16 protein-coding genes are annotated in these 19,828 nt (G+C 57.0%); 4 read left to right on the forward strand and 12 right to left on the reverse strand.

The window, feature by feature from the left end:
• Window positions 1-72 precede the first annotated feature (72 nt).
• Window positions 73-687 (reverse strand): OmpW/AlkL family protein, encoded by a 615-nt coding sequence (locus C6V82_RS16840; RefSeq protein WP_102587546.1) that lies wholly within the window; start codon window positions 685-687, stop codon window positions 73-75.
• A gap of 434 nt (window positions 688-1,121) precedes the next feature.
• Here C6V82_RS16840 and C6V82_RS16845 point away from each other — a divergent pair, with 434 nt between their 5' ends.
• Window positions 1,122-1,421, forward strand: coding sequence for a hypothetical protein (locus tag C6V82_RS16845; RefSeq protein WP_146009668.1), 300 nt, complete (start codon window positions 1,122-1,124; stop codon window positions 1,419-1,421).
• Between the two features lie 115 nt (window positions 1,422-1,536).
• Here the strand turns inward: C6V82_RS16845 and putP are convergent, their stop codons facing one another.
• The 6 genes from putP to katG all read right to left on the reverse strand — a co-directional run bounded on the left by putP (window position 1,537) and on the right by katG (window position 11,845).
• Window positions 1,537-3,027: a sodium/proline symporter PutP gene (gene putP / locus C6V82_RS16850; protein WP_102587544.1), complete on the reverse strand. Its 1,491-nt coding sequence runs from the start codon at window positions 3,025-3,027 to the stop codon at window positions 1,537-1,539.
• A 734-nt stretch (window positions 3,028-3,761) separates the two neighbouring features.
• Window positions 3,762-6,953, reverse strand: a complete 3,192-nt coding sequence (gene putA, locus C6V82_RS16855; protein ID WP_102587543.1) for a bifunctional proline dehydrogenase/L-glutamate gamma-semialdehyde dehydrogenase PutA — start codon at window positions 6,951-6,953, stop codon at window positions 3,762-3,764.
• A gap of 315 nt (window positions 6,954-7,268) precedes the next feature.
• Complete coding sequence (locus C6V82_RS16860) at window positions 7,269-8,057, reverse strand: AraC family transcriptional regulator (RefSeq protein ID WP_102587542.1); 789 nt, start codon at window positions 8,055-8,057, stop codon at window positions 7,269-7,271.
• A 58-nt stretch (window positions 8,058-8,115) separates the two neighbouring features.
• Complete coding sequence (locus tag C6V82_RS16865) at window positions 8,116-8,487, reverse strand: hypothetical protein (protein ID WP_102587541.1); 372 nt, start codon at window positions 8,485-8,487, stop codon at window positions 8,116-8,118.
• Between the two features lie 68 nt (window positions 8,488-8,555).
• Window positions 8,556-9,389 carry a 3-oxoadipate:acetyl-CoA acetyltransferase gene (locus C6V82_RS16870; protein ID WP_102587540.1) on the reverse strand — a complete coding sequence of 278 codons (834 nt, stop codon included), beginning with the start codon at window positions 9,387-9,389 and terminating at the stop codon, window positions 8,556-8,558.
• A gap of 266 nt (window positions 9,390-9,655) precedes the next feature.
• Window positions 9,656-11,845, reverse strand: coding sequence for a catalase/peroxidase HPI (gene katG, locus C6V82_RS16875; RefSeq protein WP_102587539.1), 2,190 nt, complete (start codon window positions 11,843-11,845; stop codon window positions 9,656-9,658).
• 546 nt (window positions 11,846-12,391) lie between these two features.
• Here katG and C6V82_RS18325 point away from each other — a divergent pair.
• Window positions 12,392-13,129, forward strand: a complete 738-nt coding sequence (locus tag C6V82_RS18325) for an abortive infection family protein (protein ID WP_102587538.1) — start codon at window positions 12,392-12,394, stop codon at window positions 13,127-13,129.
• Window positions 13,130-13,341: 212 nt separating this feature from the next.
• Window positions 13,342-13,899, forward strand: a complete 558-nt coding sequence (locus tag C6V82_RS18055; RefSeq protein ID WP_146009667.1) for a hypothetical protein — start codon at window positions 13,342-13,344, stop codon at window positions 13,897-13,899.
• A gap of 282 nt (window positions 13,900-14,181) precedes the next feature.
• Here the strand turns inward: C6V82_RS18055 and C6V82_RS18060 are convergent, their stop codons facing one another.
• Together C6V82_RS18060 and C6V82_RS16885 are read right to left on the reverse strand one after the other, a co-directional pair.
• Window positions 14,182-14,907 carry a hypothetical protein gene (locus tag C6V82_RS18060; RefSeq protein ID WP_146009666.1) on the reverse strand — a complete coding sequence of 242 codons (726 nt, stop codon included), beginning with the start codon at window positions 14,905-14,907 and terminating at the stop codon, window positions 14,182-14,184.
• A gap of 207 nt (window positions 14,908-15,114) precedes the next feature.
• Window positions 15,115-15,690 carry a recombinase family protein gene (locus C6V82_RS16885; RefSeq protein ID WP_102587537.1) on the reverse strand — a complete coding sequence of 192 codons (576 nt, stop codon included), beginning with the start codon at window positions 15,688-15,690 and terminating at the stop codon, window positions 15,115-15,117.
• Between the two features lie 983 nt (window positions 15,691-16,673).
• On the opposite strand from C6V82_RS16885, the gene C6V82_RS16890 reads away from it, so the two are divergent.
• On the forward strand, window positions 16,674-17,099 hold the full coding sequence (locus C6V82_RS16890) for a KilA-N domain-containing protein (protein WP_180978246.1): 426 nt from the start codon (window positions 16,674-16,676) through the stop codon (window positions 17,097-17,099).
• Here the strand turns inward: C6V82_RS16890 and rnhA are convergent.
• The 3 genes from rnhA to C6V82_RS16905 all read right to left on the reverse strand — a co-directional run bounded on the left by rnhA (window position 17,079) and on the right by C6V82_RS16905 (window position 19,826).
• Entirely contained in the window at window positions 17,079-17,585 is a 507-nt protein-coding gene (gene rnhA, locus C6V82_RS16895) for a ribonuclease HI (RefSeq protein WP_102587535.1), read from the reverse strand. The two genes, C6V82_RS16890 and rnhA, sit on opposite strands and share 21 nt — an antisense overlap.
• Before the next feature lie 497 nt (window positions 17,586-18,082).
• Complete coding sequence (locus C6V82_RS16900; protein ID WP_102587534.1) at window positions 18,083-18,862, reverse strand: hypothetical protein; 780 nt, start codon at window positions 18,860-18,862, stop codon at window positions 18,083-18,085.
• A 586-nt stretch (window positions 18,863-19,448) separates the two neighbouring features.
• On the reverse strand, window positions 19,449-19,826 hold the full coding sequence (locus C6V82_RS16905; RefSeq protein ID WP_102587533.1) for a KilA-N domain-containing protein: 378 nt from the start codon (window positions 19,824-19,826) through the stop codon (window positions 19,449-19,451).
• Window positions 19,827-19,828 lie beyond the last annotated feature (2 nt).

Genomic DNA, 19,828 nt, shown 5'->3' on the forward strand with positions numbered 1-19,828 from the left:
TGATGCCATCGCCGGGCTCAAGGCCCGGCGATGGTGCACCAACGGCACTTTATCACTATGCCGCCATCATGTTCAGAAGCGGTAGGTGATGCCGCCGCCAACGGTCAATGGCCGGATGTCCGCTTCGCCAAGCTCTGCTGCACCTAAGCTGACATCCGCTTTCACGTCGGCATAGTTGGCAAAGCCATTGAGCATCAGGTTGTCGGTGATCGCCAGATCCACCCCCGCCTGCCCGACAACGCCATAGGTGTTGTCGACGTCGAGACCCTCCAGTTCCTCTCCTGAGAAGTGGGTGTAATTGATACCCACTCCGACATAAGGCTGTACCCGAGACGCCATGCCACCCAATGGGTAGTAGTTGGCCATCAGGTTGACCGGCGTGCGATCAACCGTGCCGATATTACCCACATTGCCGGTCACCAGGATGTGATCGACCGGTTCCTGTCCGGAAAGCTCCATACCGATCTTGTCGGTGAACAGGTAACCCACACCGTAGTAGAGGCCTCGTGCGTTGTAGACGTTGAGGTCGCCCGCCACGTCAAGGGTGCCGTTCTGGTCCTTGGTGTCGGTCTTGGCAATACCTCCACGCACGAAGATGTCTCCTGCGCCGAAGGCCAGTGCGGCCTGGCTTGTCAATAACAGGCTGGCCGAGATGACAGCGGAACAGATGATAGTTGACTTGCTCATCGAGAGAGTCCTCTTTCGTCGAGATAACCGCGTAGGCGATGGCTGAATGATCGACCGCCGAATGCATCGTGAGGTGGCGTAGGGTTGGGTCACTTGCACGCCACATCCAACAGGTATTTCTTTCATAAAACTTGTACAAGATAATGATAGGGGTGGTAGTTCAAAAAATCTCGTAAATTTTTGTAAACTACTTCATGCCCATTAAATCCCTGGGTTACAGGGTTTGTGCCAGGGTTTATGCCATGGTAGGTGCCCGGGTGAGGACTGGTAGGTGTGGTCTTATTGTACAACTTTTGATGCGTTGCAGTGTTTACGGCTCGCGCCGGAAGAAAAAATCGGCTTGACTGAAAGCCAGCGGCCAGGCGGGTGAGGTCGGTAGGGTTGCTGAGCTTGAGCAGACTAGAGTTGGCGAGTCGTTGACGAGGAGTGTGGCGATGAGAACCCAGACGTCCCCCGGACAACCTTCATGGATGTTGGCGATGATCACTCTGCTGCTGGCGGCTGGCCTTGCTGTCTGGTTGCTGATGCAGCCCGAGGTGATCAAGAGTTTGCCAATGGCCTTGCGTGTACCGGTAATCCTGCTGGGGATCTGGTCGTTGGGCGCGGGCTTCGTGCAACCCATGCAGGATCAGCAGCGCCGAGGTCTGCTCGGCCAGGCGTTATCGCCCAAGGCGAGTTTGCTGATGTTATTGGTGTTCGCTCTGGTGCTGGTGGGCTGTGTGGTGTTCGTCTGACGGCCACGGTGTTGGCGGGGTGGGGGATCCGTGAAAAACATGAAGCCGCCCCTTGGGGCGGCTTCTCTATGCCTACGGACTGGCGCGGTAGAGCGTGAGTGCGCCAGGCGCGCTTTTAGCGAGTGATGTGCTGATATTCGCCAGCGTCGGCAGTCACACTGCTCACCACCAGGATGGCAATGAAGGAAGCGAGGAAACCAGGAATGATCTCGTATACGCCGGGACCCCCCATGAACTCTCCGTTCCAGCCCAAGGAAATCCAGATCATGACGGTGACAGCACCCACCACCATACCGGCGATGGCACCAGCGCCGTTGGTGCGCGACCACATCAGCGACAGGATGATCAACGGGCCAAATGCCGCGCCGAAGCCTGCCCAGGCGTTACTGACCAGCCCCAGAACCTGTGAGTCCGGATTGGAGGCAATGATGGTTGCCACCAGACCCACTACCACTACGCAAGCCCGGCCTACGGTCACACACTCTTTCTCGCTGGCTTCCTTGCGCAGGAACAGGCGATAGAAGTCCTCGGTCAGTGAGGAAGACGACACCAGGAGCTGACTGGAAATGGTGCTCATGATCGCGGCGAGCAGTGCAGCATACAGGAAGCCGGTGATCAGCGGATGGAACAGCAGATCCGCCAGGATGATGAAGATCGTTTCCGGATCCTGGACATCCATACCGTTGCGGACCGCATAGGCCCGGCCGAACACACCCAGAGAGATCGCGCCGATCAGAGAGATGAGCATCCAGCTCATGCCGATGTTGCGGGCAATGGGAACGTCCTTCAGAGAGCGGATGGCCATGAAGCGCACGATGATGTGCGGCTGCCCGAAATACCCAAGTCCCCAGGTCACCGCAGACAGCCAGCCGATGAAGGTCAGTCCTTCCGTCCACGATAGCAGCGTGGGGTCGACCTCATTGAGGGTTTGCGAGGCTTGGGAGAAACCGCCGCCGCCTTCACCGAACAGCACAACCGCCGGCATGATCACCAGGGCCAGCATCATGATGCAGCCTTGTACGAAGTCCGTCATGCTCACGGCCAGAAAGCCGCCAACCACCGTATAGACGAGTACCACGCCCAGCGTGATGACGATCCCAGCCGCGTAGTCGCTCAGGCCACCGAAGTTGAAGATACCGGCAAACGCGCTCTCGAACAGCTTGCCACCGGCCACCAGGCCTGATGCCGTGTAAACGGCGAAGAACACCACGATGACGATGGCGGACACCGTGCGAAGGGAAAGTGCTCGTGTCGGGAACCGGTTAGCCAGGAACTCCGGAATGGTAATCGCGTTGCCGTAGTGAACCGTCTGTTCGCGAAGGCGTGGTGCGACCAGTGTCCAGTTGAAGAACGCACCCACGAGCAGACCGATCCCGATCCAGGCGGACCCCAGGCCGGAGACGAACATTGCCCCGGGCAACCCCAGCAGCAGCCAGCCGCTCATGTCCGAAGCGCCGGCCGACAAGGCCGCTACCTGTGGACTGAGGCCTCGGCCACCCAACATGTAGTCTTCGGATGAAGACGTCGCTGTGCGCATCGCGTATACGCCGATGGCGATCATCAGCGCAAAGTAAGCGATGAGACTGATCCATACACCGATAGCCATAAAAAAAACTCCAGTTTATTGGGCCGGATGTAGCTCCGACAGGTTTTTGGTGCGCATTCAAGCCAGAGCGCTGATGGCAGGCATCGCGATCAGGTAGGGTGCGATGGTGAAGGCGATGGTAGTGTTGTTTTCAACCATGGGGAATTTCCTTGCGTCCGGTTGTCGGTATATTTTTCGTTACTAATGTCGTCACTGCCTTTGGCACTAGCTTCAACATTATTATGGTCACATTATGAGTATAGGGGCGAGAATGCTAACGGACGTTCAACTTTTGTCATTTCATGGCTCACCTCTCGGTAGTTGGCCTCGGTTGACCGAGCATCAGGCCAAGTATGCCGGCCATCGTGATACCTATGAACAGCGAATATGGGGTGTGAAATCCTCAAAGTGGGTGGGTTGAACGGCAAGTGTCGCGAGGGTGATGGCCACGGGGTCAAGAACACCCTCGAGTGCCGGCTCGCCAACGTTCCCGGAGGTGGTAGTGCCTTTCATGATGGGGCCTCGAATTGTGATTGTTGCAGACCGCTTGTCGGGATTGCCCACGGTGACCGGAGGCGAGAGTGTGGCAGGTGCACCATGTTGCCCTGCCGAATGTAGCACCTGGATGGCTGGATGATGTCATGGCATCCGCGCCTGACGCGGCAGGGCCTATGGTCCATCATGGCTGTGTCGGGTTGCAGTACCGGTAGTGACAACAACTGTGACTCACCCTTGGCTTGTCACTCTCCCATCGCTCACTCATCACCGAGTGCCAGCAGCGAGGCGTTGCCGCCAAGTGCCGCGGTGTTGATGGTGATGGTCTTTTCCGTGGCAAAACGTAGCAGGTAGTTGGGGCCGCCTGCCTTGGGGCCGGTGCCGGAAAGCCCCTGCCCCCCGAAGGGCTGAACGCCCACCACGGCTCCGATGATGTTGCGATTGATATAGACGTTTCCGACTTGCACCTTCCTGACAATCCGTTCGGCGAATGACTCATTGCGGCTATGCACGCCGAAGGTCAGGCCGTAGCCGCGGGCATTGATCGATTCGATCACGCGGTCGATCTCGCTGGCCTGGTAGCGAACGATGTGCAGAACAGGGCCAAACTGTTCACGGTCCAGCGCGTCGATCCCATCGATGAGGAATGCCGCCGGTGCGATGAAGGTGCCTTCAGCGGTGTGAACGGGGTCGAGCGGCGTCTCGGCGAGCAGGCGCCCTTCGCCCTTGAGCTTCTCGATGTGTTCGGTGAGCCCGCGGCGGGCGTCATCATCGATCACTGGACCGACATCGGTGCCCAGCTCGCGCGGGTCGCCAACATGCAGCTCGGCCATGGCACCATCGAGAATCTCGATGACGCGATCCGCCACGTCGTCCTGTAGAAACAGCACCCGTAATGCGGAGCAGCGCTGGCCGGCGCTCTGGAAGGCCGACTGAATGACGTCGGCGACCACTTGCTCGGGCAGTGCGGTGGAATCGACGATCATCGCGTTCATGCCGCCTGTTTCGGCGATCAGGGTTGGCAGTGGCGCATTCTCTCTCGCCGCCAGTGAGCGGTTGATGATCTGGGCGGTGTCGGTGCCGCCGGTGAACACCACGCCGGTGATGCGCGGGTCGCCAGTCAATACGCTGCCCACCGTAGGCCCGTCGCCGGGCAGCAGTTGTACGACATCGCGCGGCATGCCGGCTTCGTGCAAGAGCTCGATGACGCGGTGTGCGACGATCGAGGTCTGCTCGGCTGGCTTGGCAAGCACGGTGTTGCCGGCCACGGCAGCGGCTACCACTTGGCCGCAGAAGATCGCTACCGGGAAGTTCCAGGGGCTGATCGCGGCGAACACCCCCTTGCCGGTCATCGACAGCTCGTTGGATTCCCCGGTTGGCCCGGGCAGGGCCGTGGGTGTGGCGAACTGCTGTTCGGCGCGCATCGCGTAGTAGCGGCAGAAGTCGACTGCCTCGCGGATCTCATCGACCCCATCGGTGAGCAGCTTGCCGCCCTCGCGAGAGCACAGTGTCATCAGCTCGGCGAGGTTGTCCTCCATCAGGTCGCCCAGCTTGCGGATGATTGCCGCACGTTCCGTCACCGGTGTATCGCTCCAGCGCGGGAAGGCGACCCAGGCGGCATCCACCGCCTTGGCGGCCTGCTCCTTGCTGGTCCATTGCACGCTGCCGACCTTGCGGCGCCGGTCATAGGGACTGGTGACCGCATGCGTGTTGTCCGGGGCGGCGGGTACGTCGAAGGCCAGCAGCGGGCGTGCATCCCAGGTGGAATCCATGAACTTGCCCATGGCCTCCATCAGGGGTTGATACTGGCTGCGGATGTTGAGGTTCACGCCACGTGAGTTGGGGCGCTTCTCGCCATAGATGTCGCGAGGCAACGGGATGCGCGGATTGGCCAGTCGCGAGTGGTGCTTGAGCGACTGCACCGGGTGCTCGCAGAGTGATTCGACCGGTACCTTGGGGTCGACAAGCTGGTGCACGAAGGATGAGTTGGCACCGTTCTCGAGCAGCCGGCGAACCAGGTAGGGCAGCAGCTCCTTATGAGCACCCACCGGTGCGTAGATTCGGCAATAGGTGCCCTCGGGTGCGCGCTTCAGGGCGCCGTCGTAGAGGGCTTCGCCCATGCCATGCAGGCGCTGGAACTCGAACGGGCGAGTGGCTTCATTGGCCTGCTCGAGGATCGCACTGATGGTATGGGCGTTGTGGGTGGCGAACTGCGGGAAGAGCTTGCCGCGGGTATCTTCCGAGAGCAGGAAACGGGCGCACACCAGGTAGGCGACATCGGTGCTCGCCTTGCGTGTAAATACCGGGTAGCTAGCGACGCCAAGCTGCTGCGATTCCTTGATCTCGCTGTCCCAGTAGGCGCCCTTTACCAGGCGCAGCGGGATTTCGTCCCCCTGTTGGTCGGCCAGGCGGTTGAGGTAGTGCAGTACGGGCAGCGCACGCGTGGAATAGGCTTGCACCACCAGCCCGAAATGGCCCCAGCCCTTGCACGTCTCGCTTTCATAGACGGCGCGGAACACTTCCAGGGAGAGCTCCAGGCGGTCCACCTCCTCGGCGTCGATGGTCACCGCGACATCTTGCTCGCGCGCCATGGCGGCAAGCTCGCGTACGCTGCCAACAAGCTCGCGCAGCACTTGCTCGCGGCGCCCGAACTCATAGCGCGGGTGCAGCGCCGAGAGCTTGATGGAGACCGAAGGCGAGGGCGTCTTCGCTGACAGCGACTTGCTGGTCTTGCCGACCTGCTGGATCGCCTTGGCGTAATCCTCGAAATAGCGTGCGGCATCTTTCCGCGTGCGGGCGGCTTCTCCCAGCATGTCGTAGGAGTAGGTGTAGCCCTTGTCGAAGAGTGGCTTGGAACGCTTGAGCGCTTCATCGATATCGCGTCCGAGTACGAACTGCTTGCCCATCACCTTCATCGCCTCGACCATCGCTCGGCGAATCACCGGCTCTCCCATGCGGTTGACCAGCCGGTTGATGAAGCCGCTGGGCTTGCCGTCGTGGGGCTTGTCCAGAGTCACCACGCGGCCGGTCATCAACAGCCCCCAGGTGGAGGCGTTGACCATCCAGGAGTCGCTCTTGCCGATGTGGGCCTGCCAGTCGGCCGGCCCCAACTTGTCTTCGATCAACGCATCGGCGGTGGACGTGTCGGGAATCCGCAGCATCGCCTCGGCCAGGCACATCAGCATCAGGCCCTCATGGGTATCGAGGCTGTACTGCTGGAGCAACTCGTCGATAGTGTCGACGGCGGTATCCATCCCACGCACTTCGCGCACCAGTTCAGCGGTCTGCGAGGCGATGCGGCGAAAGTCATCGGCATTGGCCGCAAGGGTGTCGATCAGCTCGCCAACGAAGACATCCTCGTCGAGCACGTAATGATCACTGATACGCGCGAAGAGGGTGTCGAGATCCTGCTGCCAGGTGGTGGTGTGCAGCATGGCGTTGGCGTCGAGCATGAAAGATCTCCTGGTTGACGCCACGAGTAGGGACATCGTGGCACGTTGCGACAAACGCGGCGGACGCGTGAAAGCGGATATACCCAAGACTCTAGGTTCTGAGGGGTACCACCGCTTGCCGATTCTGCGGAGATTGTTGTGGATTTCGCGGGCAGGGGCTGAAATGGTGCGCTTTATGCAACTTTGGTCTTATTCAAGCGCCGGGCATTTACGCCAAGCAGCCGGGGGCTTGTTCGGGTGTAATGGGATGTGGAATCGGAGAGTGATTCTCCTGGCGCGAAACAGCGTGGTTGGAGCGGGCCAGGTTGGCATCGCTCAGGTGTCGGTCACCGAGAGTGTGCCGAGTTGATGCAGCTTTCGGTATTGGCTCGGGGCATGGCCAAATGCCGCGCGGAAGGCATGGGAGAGTGCGCTTTGGGTGGCGTATCCGGTGAGGTCGGCAATCTCGGAGAGCGGCAGGGGGCTTTCGACCAGCAGGCGGCGGGTGGCTTCGAGCCGCTTGCGTCGCACGTACTGCCACGGCGAAAGTCCGGTCTGTGCGCGAAAGCAATGGCGGAAGTGGGCTTCGCTGAGGCAGGCCTCGCGGGCCAGGTCGCCGACGCTCAGGCGGCTCGATAGATGATGGGCGATAAAGCGGTCGAGTCGTGGCAGATCCAGACGCTGGTAGGTCGAAGCGTCTGCCTCAGCCAGCCGGGCATGCAGGCAACCCAATAAAGTGGCGGCCAGGCGGTCGTTCTGGGCGCTAGCGTGGTTGGGGGAGGCGCTCAACTCGAGCAGAAGAAAGTCGAGGTAGCGCTTGAGTGGTTCATCAAGAGTAAAGAAGCGGGGGGCCTCAAAGAGTTTCGCCAGCTCATGATGGAAGCCGGTCAACGCAGGGGCTTGGCCCGGGAGGTCGAGAATCAGTTGGTGATTGTCACCGGTGCCGGCGTAGTAATGCATATGGTTGGCTGGCACGATGCAGCCTGACAGTGCGGAGATCGATCCGCCCAGGCCCTCGATCTCGAATTCCGCCTGTCCACGCAGACCGATCACGATCTGGTGGTAATCGTGGGCATGATGGTGGGTGGCGGTATCGAGAGGAATCTGGCGAATGGCACTCGACATGATGGCTCCTGTCAGGGCAGGTATGGGCCTTCATTCTAGTCCATGCGGTCCGGGCGTCTCATGTTTCCCTCTGACGCCGCTTCAACGCGGTATGCGCGGCAAGATGCTGGCGCAGGGCACCGAGTTCCTCTTGACCGCTGGCATCGAGCAGCGGTTTGCCGCGAGCCACGCGGCCATGGCGACCGTGCTCTTCCATGATTCGCTTGGCACGTCGGCGCACCCCATCGAGGGTATCGTCATGTCGAATCGGATAATCGATAAGGGTATTCCATTCCGTTTCGCCTACCTCGCTTGCCAATGCCTTGTCGAATAGCATCAGCAGATGGTCTGGTTCGGTTCGAAAGCGGGGGGTGTGCGACAGCAGCATGATGGCCACCATGCCGCCGAAGATCACCAGGCAGACCGCGAAGACGAGCAGGAACAATGCCATGACATCACTCTTGTCAGGCGACCCGTTTCGGTATCTGGCGGGCCACCATGAATGGTCGTGCGATGATATCAGCCAGATGGTGCCAGATGCAGGATCTCGCGTGCCTCGCGGATGCTCGCCACGGGGCGATCAAAGCGTTGGCAAAGTTCGGCGACCCGCGCCACGAGGGCGGCATTGGAGGGTGCCAGGGTATGCTTGTCGAAGCGCACGTTATCCTCGAGCCCGGTTCGCGTATGGCCCCCCGCGGCAATCGACCATTCGTTGAGTGTCAACTGCTGGGCGCCGATACCCGCTCCACACCATTCGGCATCCGGCGCGAGCCGGTTCAGCGTCTCGATGTAGAAATCGAACGTCGGCTTGTCGACAGGCATGGCGTTCTTCACGCCCATCACGAACTGCACGTAGAGTGGCGCCTCTATCCGGCCATCCTTCGTCATGTTGACCGCCTGGTGGATATGCGACAGGTCGAAGGCTTCGATCTCGGGCTTGATGTGGTACTTGCGCATCTCTTCCGCTAGCCAGTCGACGAGTTGAGGCGAGTTTTCGTACACGCGGTTGGGGAAATTGTTGGAGCCCACGGCCAGGCTCGCCATATCGGGAGCCAATGGCAGCATCGCGCCACGCTCTTCGCCGGCACCTGAGCGACCACCAGTGGAGAGCTGGATGATCATGCCGGGGCAATGCTTTGTGAGACCTTCCATCAGGCGGGCGAATTTCTCGGGGTCGGAGCTCGGGGTCTGGTCGGCGTTGCGCACGTGACAGTGGGCGATGGTGGCGCCGGCCTCGAAGGCTGCCTGAGTACTCTCCACCTGTTCCTCGATGGTGATGGGTACCGCTGGATTATTCTCCTTGCGGGGCACGCTACCGGTAATGGCGACACAGATGATGCAGGGCTTGCTCATGGGACTTTCCTCCCTGGCGTTGGCTCATGCTGGCAGCGAGGCGGCCCGTGTCATGGGCTTCAAGCCCCCTCGCCACCTGTCCACATGAAATTGGGTCGGGTGCGTTGTTCACGAAGGTTAGGCTTTTTTGGCGTGCTCGCCTACCGTTGGTGACTGGCGTTACGATAACGTCAGTTCAATAAAAAAGGCACTCCCAAAGCGTCGGGAGTGCCTGATGTTGCCTATCGCCAAGTCATGTCGTTGACTTGGCCGGTGGCAAGTCCTGCTTACGCCAGGTCAAAGCGGTCGGCGTTCATCACCTTGGTCCAGGCCGCCACGAAGTCCTTGACGAACTTCTGCTTGGCATCGTCCTGGGCATAGGCTTCGGCCAGGGCGCGCAGCTGTGAATTGGAGCCAAAGATCAGGTCCACCCGCGTACCGGTCCACTTCACCTGACCGGTCTTGCTGTCACGACCTTCGAATACGTCTTCGTCGGCCGCGCTCGGCTTCCACGTCGTATTGGTATCGACGAGATTGACGAAGAAGTCGTTGGTCAGGGTGCCGGGCTTGTCGGTGAGTACGCCGTGCTTGACGTTGCCGTGGTTGGCATCCAGTACCCGCAAGCCGCCGACCAGCACAGTCATCTCCGGCGCACTGAGGCCCAGCAGTTGGGCGCGGTCAACCAGCATTTCCTCGTCCGGCACGGTGAACCTGGCGCGGCGATAGTTGCGGAACCCATCCGCCTCGGGTTCCAGGGGGTCGAATGACTCGGCGTCCGTCTGCTCGTCGGTGGCATCGCCGCGACCTTTAGCAAACGGCACGTCGACGTTGACACCAGCGGCCTTGGCAGCCTGCTCGATGCCGACGTTACCCGCCAGCACGATCACATCTGCAATGCTTGCGCCGGTCTCGGTGGCGATACCCTCCAGCACGCCAAGCACCTTGGTCAGGCGCTGGGGCTCGTTGGCTTCCCAGTCTCTCTGGGGGGCTAGGCGAATACGCGCCCCGTTGGCGCCGCCACGCAAGTCAGAGCCTCGGAAGGTGCGGGCGCTGTCCCAGGCAGTGGCGACCATCTCGTTGATGCCAAGGCCACTGGCAGCGATCTTGGCTTTGACGGCATCGACATCGTAGTGAGTGCTACCAGCCGGCACGGGGTCCTGCCAGAGCAAGTCTTCGGCCGGAACTTCCGGGCCCAGGTAGCGAACCTTGGGACCCATGTCGCGGTGGGTCAGTTTGAACCAGGCGCGGGCAAAGGCGTCGGCAAACTCCTCGGGGTTCTTGTGGAAGTGTTCAGCGATCTTGCGGTAATCCGGGTCTTCTCGCATTGCCATGTCGGCGGTGGACATCATGATGCCGACCTTGCGGGAAGCGTCTTCCGCGTCCGGCGCGTGATCCTTGTCCGCCAGGCCCTTCGGCGCCCACTGCTGGGCTCCCGCCGGGCTCTTGGTCAGTTCCCATTCATAGCCGAACAGCACGTCGAAGTAGCTCATGTCCCAACGGGTGGGTGTCGGTGTCCAGGCGCCTTCGAGTCCGCTGGTGATGGCGTCGCGACCCTTGCCGCTGCCGTGGCTGCTTATCCAGCCAAGACCCATCTGCTCGATCGGTGCCGCTTCCGGCTCGGGGCCGACATGCTCCGGGTCACCGGCGCCGTGGGTCTTGCCGAAGGTGTGGCCACCCGCCGTCAGCGCAACCGTCTCGTAGTCATTCATGGCCATGCGGGCGAAGGTCTCGCGAATGTCCCTGGCCGACGCGAGAGGGTCGGGATTGCCATCGGGGCCCTCCGGGTTGACGTAGATCAGGCCCATCTGAACGGCCGCCAGGGGGTTCTCCAGTTCCCGGTCACCCGAGTAACGGCTGTCGGGCTTGTCGCTCGTCGCCAGCCACTCCTTTTCGGCCCCCCAGTAGATATCCTCTTCGGGTGCCCAGATGTCGCGGCGGCCCCCACCGAAGCCGAAGGTCTTGAAGCCCATGGTTTCGAGGGCCACGTTGCCGGTGAGAATATACAGGTCGGCCCATGACAGCTTGTTGCCATACTTCTGCTTGATCGGCCAAAGCAAGCGGCGGGCCTTGTCCAGATTGCCGTTGTCGGGCCAGCTGTTGATCGGGGCAAAGCGCTGATTGCCGGTAGAGGCACCGCCGCGGCCGTCGGCGGTCCGGTAGGTGCCCGCGCTGTGCCAGGCCATGCGGATGAAGAACGGGCCATAGTGGCCATAATCGGCCGGCCACCACTCCTTGGAATCGGTCATGAGGTCAGCGAGGTCTTTCTTGACTGCCGCAAGATCAAGTGACTTGAACGCTTCACCGTAGTCGAAGTCCTCGCCCATGGGGTCGGACTTGGGGTTGTGCTGGTGCAGGATGCTCAGATTGAGCTGATTGGGCCACCAATCCTTGTTCATGGGGCCACGACCGCCCATCTTGGTGTTGGCACCGTGCATGACGGGGCACTTGCCTGCGCTGGTGTTGTCCTTGCCGTCCATTTCGCTCTCCGGATTGCTGATGGTTGCTGGGGGTGAATGTCACGTGTGTCCCAGGTATATCAGACCCACTGCATTGGATGGATTTGATTTTTTGCACCAATGCGATAGGGCAGGTATATGGCCAGCCCACCGGGTAGTATCCACCTGTCGAGGGGCACACAGGCTATGCTGGCCACGGACAAGCGGTGGCTGGTCACGGTCCTGCCTGTTGCCCTCTAGCGTAGCAGTTGACGACGTGCATTCGGCATCAACGCTGTTGCTGGATAACGGGTGGTGGATCAGCCAGCCAGTTTCGGGAAGGACAGCGTGTTGCGTGGGGAAGGGAATTCTGGAAGTGACGCGAATAGCCGGATGGAGCGGGTGAAGGGAATCGCCCGCCACTTCGCTATGGTTTTTAAAATCAATTAGTTATGTAGATTCGGTAGCCATCTGTAGGCATGTCTGTAGCCATTCCAGTAGCCGCCCAATGTCGGTGGAATGTACAGTCAGGAAGGGAGGTAGGTAAACAACCGCCCGCTCAGTCTCATACCGTTGAAGGAATGCTGCATGGATAGGAGCTTCTTGCTGGAGCAAGCCGAATCTCTTCAGAACATGATGGTGTCTCGTGCGACTGGTGGAGATGCTTCACCATGGGAGTACGGTCAAGTCAGACAAGCTCTCCTGTCAGATGGCAGCATTGCTCCTCTGGTCCCTCATATGGTCAAGACGTGCCGGACTCCGGATCAATTCTGGGGATTCATAAAGCAGTGGCCAAGCTATGCCGAGCGTCGCGAGTACGTCTGGGGCGAGTTCAGGCCACTTCTGGACAAGCTGGAAGAAGTGGGCGCACCGTCTGACATGACGGTTACCGAGAACCTGGAGAGGTACGATTCCGAGCATGTTCATGCAGCTTGGCACAAGGCGTTGTCACGGAGGATGTCAGACCCTGAAGGTGCGATCACCATGGCCAAGACCTTGGTCGAGAGTACTTGCAAGCACATTATCGAAGATGTAGAAGGCCAGGAGTATACTGGCCGGAGCGATGACCTTCCCGTTCTTTATAAAAAGGCTTCGCAAGCGCTAAACCTAGCTCCGGAGCAACACATGGAGGATATCTTCAAGCGCATCCTTGGAGGCTGCTCCAATATCGTGACCGGTTTGGGAGAGGTGCGAAACAAAATTGGTGATGCTCATGGTCAAGGACCAAAAGCAGTAAAGCCTAGCCCGCGTCATGCAGAACTTGCTGTCAACTTGGCAGGAACCATGGCATCATTTTTGATCTCTACCCTTGAGTCTCATAAGTGAGAATTATCCCGACATGTGAAAAATGGGTAGGAGCGTAATGTATTGTATTAATTCTTGCCAATGGAATAAATTCTGTGATTCAGTGTATTAATCGGGAGGTCAAATTTTTAAGTTTTTATATTAGCAATATCCTTGAGTTTCTCATTGCATAGAGCCAATAGATAGATATTGAATTTAAGGTATTTTAACTGTTCAGCATTATGGAGTGGCTTATGAATAAAAAACTGACTTTAGTAGCCATGTTCTGTGCGGTTTTACTTTTCGCGTTTAATTATTCTCATGCGCAAGGTTTCGCGTACGACATTGATGAGCTGGCGTCAAAAGATAAACTAATATCAGAGAGTGCTTCAGAGCTTTGTAATGATATCGGAAAAAAAGATTGTGATACTATAAAAACACACTGCATCGATACCCCTATGCCTAATTCATGTTTTCAGAGATACTTTCTATTTCATGCAATGGATGTAATTAACTGTGAAGGAGAAAAACTCAATCAATGTAGTTTGAAAAGAGCTGAGTATCAAGATAAAGTATCAGATTTCGCAAATAAATATGCTAACAAACCTGGCTACGGTCGAGCCGCTTTAAATATTTGCGAGCCATTCTATAATATAGATACAAACAATGAGTGGCTTAAAGAAATAAAGGGAAATCTTGATCTAGTTATGGAAGGTCTTGGGCAATATAGAGACTTCGAGGGTTATTATAACTGTATACAAGAGCAGTACATTAAATTTTTCACGGATGGGGTGAAGAAAGGCAATGAATAAACTAGATGAAGATATCTCCGTACGTCCTCCAGTATGTAGTAAGAACGGTAAGGCTTTGTGCCCATGCTGGCTGCTCACAGCAACCAAAGAAAACCTAGTAACATGTCGTCAAACTGAGCCATCAATTAGCCCAAGCAAAGAGTGACAATAGTCTCGGAGATGCTGCTGCCGGTAAAAAAATCAGAATTTGTTTGTATAGCATAAATTCCTCTTTCTATAACGCAAAATGCCCGTCGGTGATTCAACAGGCAATGTCATAACAGCTCATAGGTGCCTAGCCACTTAACATCCATTAATATTATCTAAGCATGTATCGTTGGGGTTAGTTCTCCAATGGCCTGGAACATAGGTGCCATCAGTTCGAAAGTAGCTATTCACCCAGTGTCGGTTAGAGTTAGTATAGCTGCTTATCGGAGCTGCATAGCTAGTATTGTGCGCAGCTGATGCCGCTGCAGCTGCTGCAACCCCAACAGCAGTAATCACTCCGATTGTCCTTTTTAACGAAGCATCATTTTCTCTCGCTTCTTCTAGTTCGCCGAGGGCCAGCTTCCTCTGGTAGTCGTAGCTACGCATCTGGCGAACCCATTCATTGATAGTGACCCATTCATTCTTTTCACTGTGAACATATCTGTACTCAGCGATGGCATTATAATCACTGGCACATTTTTCGAATTCGCTTGTTGCCTCTGACGCCGCATCTCTGTTGATTGCGAACAAGTTATAAGAAATACTATCTCGAAAAGACAAGCTATTCATAACGTTATTAGCATTACGGCTAAAATCATCAGCACACTCACTTTTTATGAGTTCAGTTTTGGGTTGTGAGGAGTTGGATTTGGTTTTTTCCTCGACCCCGACATCCCACGCCAACACCTGATGTTGGTTATATTTCATCAAGTCACTTTTCGCATCATCATAACCAGCAATCTTTCGCTCTATGGCCATTGAGGAACACGCTGTCAACGACACCAAAGCCGTTGATGCAATTAATAACTTTGAGTTGAGCATATGACCCCTGCTTTCCTAGCGCTTTTTATCATGTATGACATACATCTACAACTATAACCCCAACCTATCTCAATATCAATTCACTTTTGGCTAGAATACGCGCAGTACGATTGAAATAAATCACCCCACCACTAATGAACGTACATAACAAACATTCATCGATAGGGTGATTTTTATATCTATTATTTATGCCCTGCTCATGTTCGTCTAGCGAGCGTTCCAGTGCCTCTTGACTGTGGCAATCCCCAGACCAGCCTGAGCCGCCGCCTGTGACTGACTGAGCCCTTGTGCCTTGAGCCTTTGGACTTTCTCCGTCGTGTCCTTGGCGACAGGCCGACCGAGCTTCTTGCCCTGCCTCTTGGCTCTCTCCAGTCCTTCCTGTGTCCTCTCCCTGATCCGGTTCCGCTCGAACTCGGCGAATGCAGCGAACATCTGTAGCAGCAGCTTACCCTCACTGCTCGCCAAGTCCTGTGCTGGTAGGTCCAAGGAGACTACCTTGACACCAGCTTCGGAGAGTTTCGTGATGGTCTGCTGTACATCGATGTTGTCCCTGCCCAGCCGGTCCAACTTCAAGACTACCAAGGTGTCTCCAGGCTCTAGCTTGTGCTCCACCATGGCCTTGAAGGCTGGCCTCTCCATTGCCTGAACTGACCCACTGATGGTCTCCGAGACAATCCTGTGCGGCTCTACAAGATGCCCGATGGCTCTCTCTATGGCAGCCACTTGGTTGTCGGTGGACTGCTCGACGGTGCTCACTCGGCAATAGGCGAAGGTGCGGCTCATGCTGGTTTCCCCTCTATAATGCTGGTATCGCTTAACGTGGTATCAGGCTAATAGGGGTGGTATCATCCGTCAACCCTGAATTGTTGATACCAGCATAGGAGGCCAGTCGTTGGGATCATAAGACGGACGGTTGTTGAGACTAGGCTATTGGAGCCGGGCACTTCGAAAGTATGCCATCTGTGCCGATTGCTCATCGGTCTGACTTATCCAGTGGTGCATTGGTTTCCACCAGATGCGAAGAGGCACAGGCGATTCCTGCTATCCCATACCGAATCACATTCGAAAGAGGGTTAATCCATTATAATCAAAGCCTTACCTATAATCGGCATGACCTGTAGCGTGTTCCTGCTGGCGCTCAGAAGGGGCGCTGATGAACTACCACCAGACAGCTAGACGCAGCTCGCAAGAGCGAGTGCAAGGAGTCAAAACAATGCGGATCGAGTTAACACGCCGTGGCATGGAGCTGACCATCATGGGACTGAAAGTCCGACTGGTCGCTGGCGATGTTTTCCTGCGGGTGCCGATGGTTGGACAACTCGCTTGGAATCAGTGTGGCCTGTCCATGGATCGGTGGGCAGACTCCAAGCATGACCCCGTGCTGTAACCCTTGAGATTCAGAATGGGGGGATGAGTATCCGTCCGTGTTATGCATACCCCTGGGTATCAAAAAGTCGATCTCATACATCCACCATAGGCCTTAGCCAGGGGCACCGTGGGGTAATCGCGCTGCTCTATATACATCAATACTGGCTCAGATATTCGCCACAAAATAGCCGGGGTGGTCAGGTCGCTGGCTGACCGTTGGTAGGAGTCCCGTTCCTCTGTCGCTGTAGAGTCGACACGCAGTCAGACACGTAAGCCCCCACCATGTTGATGGATCACATGCAGATCGAATCTATGTGCGTCTGCATTTCTCGCCACATGAGCAAATCGACAGGACCAACGCCTTGATGGTCAGTCAGATTTCGCGAAAGAGCTACGCAATGAGCAACAACCAGACCCTTACCGTCGCAGACATGACCGTTCGCCAGGACGACCACGGTCGCTACAACCTCAACGACCTCCACAAGGCAGCCGGTGGTGATCCGAAGGATAAGCCGAGCGAGTGGCTGCGCTATGGCAAGGCCACCGAGTTGGTCGATGAGTTAAAGGCGGGAAATCCCGCTTTTAACCCAGTCAATTCCAAACGTGGTCGCTACGGTGGCACCTTCGTCGTCAAGGAGCTGGTCTACTCCTACGCCATGTGGATCAGCCCCGCGTTCAAGGTGAAGGTGATCCGTGCGTTCGACCGGCTCCAGACAGATGGAGTGGCAGTGGCTGAACACGCTGCCGATGACCTGCTCGACAACCCGCTGCCCTACATGGAGACGCTCCTGGGTCAGGCTTGTTTAGCCGTACTCCTTCACTGACTGACCGTCAGCCCCAGCCACCGCCAGAGCATCGGCCAGTTCGTTCTCTGGGTGTCCATCGTGACCACGGACCCAGTGGAACCGGACGGAGTGAACCCCCAGCAGTTTATCGAGTTGCTGCCACAGGTCGGCATTCTTGACGGGCTTCTTGCTGGCCGTCTTCCAGCCTTTCCGTTTCCACCCGTGAAGCCATTCCGTGGCTCCCTTCATGACGTACTCGCTATCGGTGGTCAGGTCTACAGTGGACGCCTTCTTCAGTGCTGACAGAGCTTCAATGACGGCGGTCAACTCGGCCCGATTGTTGGTCACAGGTTCACCTTGGAGCTTGTCAGCGATCTTCAGGCGGTGTCCAGAGGCACTGAGCAGAACAGCCCCCCAGCCACCTTGTGGATTGCTCTGACCGTTATTGGTACAGGCACCGTCGGTGAAGATGCTGATGGTATCGGTCGAGCTATTGGTATTCGAGAGTGTGTTTGGTGCAACCATGATTGTTTCGTCCTCATTGTCGGAGACAGTCGGTTCCCTTCAGACAGACGGACCAGCAGACGGACGAAACCGCCAGTCTGACCGACTGTCTTCGAGAATGTGCTGGTGATGATCGAAAGGGATGGCTCAAGGGACGAGCCTTCTCGATAGCCTGACGCAGGTCTATCGATGTCGTTGGGTGTACTGGTAGATGAGCGGGAGGTTGATCGATGAGACTGACCGGAAGTCTTCAGTAGCGTCTACGGCGGAGCCAAGGAAGTAATGATGTCAGCCCCGAGCGAAGCGAGATATTGGACCCATCTTCAGGACCATGTGTCAGTCCAACCATCGACTCTCGATAGATCGTCTGACGGATGCCCTGAAGGCGAACCCTACAGGCAGTCTTTTTTCGTGGTATTCACCACGGTTGAAATATCCTCCATAGATAAGGCAGTTCGATTACTCTCAGTCAGTTTTTCACTCTGTTCATCTTCCGGGTTGCCCTAATACTGCGTCCGTTAGAAAGAGCTTCCAATCTGCTGATTTAAATATGCTATTGGATAGGGCTCTGTTTGAATCCAGTCATCCAGCCAGTCCTCTGGGATCACATTCATTGGGTAGTCGAAAAGTCCTTCTTCAGCGTTTTCCGTGGGGGGTTGTATGTCCTTTGTCACTAACGACCGCTCCAAGAAAGGAAGTGCCATCTCACAAGCCTTGACATACTTCCTAGCCTGACGGTCTCCCACATCGAGAAGCCCCTTGACTTCCCTCGTTGTGATCACGTCAATCTCTTGGAGGATTACATACAGGCTGATCTTGTTGAGCGGTATGTTCCTCTCTTTCTGGTTGTGGTGATCGAGGTTCGCTATTCCAGACAGAATATCTGAGGCAGGACAGCCTAAATCGCCGACCCCTCGCCCTCGCATGGCTGACCGTACGGTATTCTCGATGCGCTTCTCTCGATTGCCTCCGTTGCGGGAAGTGGTAGAAGCCTTTTCGAGCGTCACAGGTTTACCATTGAATTGAGCACGGAGCTTGGCTGTTCGACCTCTACCCAACCGCCTCGTCAAGGTCGGCATCTGCTCTATCGGGTGGACTGGCCCAGTGCCTAGACCGAACGGCCACGCATCATACGGAAGGTTGTCGATCTCTTGGAGGTTTTTCTCTGATCGTTCCTTGAGTGCTATCCCACGGGCCACCATTTCATGGTAGCCCGGCGTCCCGCTTCTATTGAACCTCTCAACATTGGAGCGGATAGGGCTGTCAGTGGCCCCAGCAGTTGCGGCATTCATGGTCATATCGTACTTTCCTCATAAGTAGAACCACCCACCAGCGAGCCCACCACAAGCCCATAGGCACAGGACTACCTGACCGGGCGTACGAAAGGCCCAGTCCTGCGCTTGGCTGGTAGGTGGCTCTACTGATGAGAGGTCAGGTGGTGTGGTGGAAGCGTCCTCATGTCCGTGCCGGACGGCGAACGCCAGTGAGACTGGCTCGCTTGAACGCTGTGATGAGTGGAAGGAAGCTCACCCCCCCCCCCTGAGGTGTCTGGTAATTACCCGAGACGGCCAGGCTCACTCCTTGGGTCAGGGTCGATTGCCTGGGTAGCAGGGCTGCATCCCTCCCTGAAGTGCATGGTAATTGCCTGGAGGAGGAGGGCTTCATGGCCCCTTGCCCGCAGTGGGCATAATCTCAGCCAGTGAACGGGAGCGAGATTCCCGCCAGTAGGGCAGACGGTCCACGTTGAGGTGGGAGGTGGCTCTCCCTGGAGTGAGGGAAAATTGTGATGGTGCTGTGAGGCTTTGTGATGGGCTTCGAGAGGAGAGGCAGTAGGGGTGGTCTAGCGAGGAGATGGAAAGCGATTAGAGGGCCTCGCAGCCGTATCTAGGACAGGTGGAGCCGTTCAGCCTTCAGTTGCTTCGCCTGACCCAGGAGCTTCTCCATGTAGTCGAGCGGGTTATCGATCAGGTCGTCGGCGGCATGGTCAGCGACCGCAACGCCTTCGGTTTGAAGCTGGTCGTATGCACGGATGACCTTCAGGTGGAACTTGGGGCTGATCCACATGGCATAGGCGTAGACCAGCTCCTTGACGACGTAGGTGCTGGAACCAGTGCCTCCGCGAGTGGAGACGATAGGTTCCGAAGCCCGATTTTGGGCTTTGACCTCATCGATCAGGTCTTGGGTTTGAAGGTTGGACGCCCACAAGCTGGGACGCTTGCGGTTCTCACCACCGGCTGCCTTGTGAAGGTTGGGATGAAGAATTG

The sequence above is a fragment of the Halomonas urumqiensis genome (assembly GCF_003028575.1).
In the GTDB taxonomy this organism is placed as follows: domain Bacteria; phylum Pseudomonadota; class Gammaproteobacteria; order Pseudomonadales; family Halomonadaceae; genus Halomonas; species Halomonas urumqiensis.

Bases quoted from the DNA above. Each gene is read 5' to 3' on its own strand.
- C6V82_RS16890 (WP_180978246.1), top strand. From the start codon at position 16,674: ATGAGCAACAACCAGACCCTTACCGTCGCAGACATGACCGTTCGCCAG.
- rnhA (WP_102587535.1), bottom strand. From the start codon at position 17,585: ATGGTTGCACCAAACACACTCTCGAATACCAATAGCTCGACCGATACC.
- C6V82_RS16840 (WP_102587546.1), bottom strand. From the start codon at position 687: ATGAGCAAGTCAACTATCATCTGTTCCGCTGTCATCTCGGCCAGCCTG.
- C6V82_RS16885 (WP_102587537.1), bottom strand. From the start codon at position 15,690: ATGAGCCGCACCTTCGCCTATTGCCGAGTGAGCACCGTCGAGCAGTCC.
- C6V82_RS18055 (WP_146009667.1), top strand. From the start codon at position 13,342: ATGAATAAAAAACTGACTTTAGTAGCCATGTTCTGTGCGGTTTTACTT.
- C6V82_RS16870 (WP_102587540.1), bottom strand. From the start codon at position 9,389: ATGAGCAAGCCCTGCATCATCTGTGTCGCCATTACCGGTAGCGTGCCC.
- C6V82_RS18060 (WP_146009666.1), bottom strand. From the start codon at position 14,907: ATGCTCAACTCAAAGTTATTAATTGCATCAACGGCTTTGGTGTCGTTG.
- C6V82_RS16860 (WP_102587542.1), bottom strand. From the start codon at position 8,057: ATGTCGAGTGCCATTCGCCAGATTCCTCTCGATACCGCCACCCACCAT.
- putP (WP_102587544.1), bottom strand. From the start codon at position 3,027: ATGGCTATCGGTGTATGGATCAGTCTCATCGCTTACTTTGCGCTGATG.
- C6V82_RS16865 (WP_102587541.1), bottom strand. From the start codon at position 8,487: ATGGCATTGTTCCTGCTCGTCTTCGCGGTCTGCCTGGTGATCTTCGGC.
- C6V82_RS18325 (WP_102587538.1), top strand. From the start codon at position 12,392: ATGGATAGGAGCTTCTTGCTGGAGCAAGCCGAATCTCTTCAGAACATG.
- katG (WP_102587539.1), bottom strand. From the start codon at position 11,845: ATGGACGGCAAGGACAACACCAGCGCAGGCAAGTGCCCCGTCATGCAC.
- C6V82_RS16900 (WP_102587534.1), bottom strand. From the start codon at position 18,862: ATGACCATGAATGCCGCAACTGCTGGGGCCACTGACAGCCCTATCCGC.
- putA (WP_102587543.1), bottom strand. From the start codon at position 6,953: ATGCTCGACGCCAACGCCATGCTGCACACCACCACCTGGCAGCAGGAT.
- C6V82_RS16845 (WP_146009668.1), top strand. From the start codon at position 1,122: ATGAGAACCCAGACGTCCCCCGGACAACCTTCATGGATGTTGGCGATG.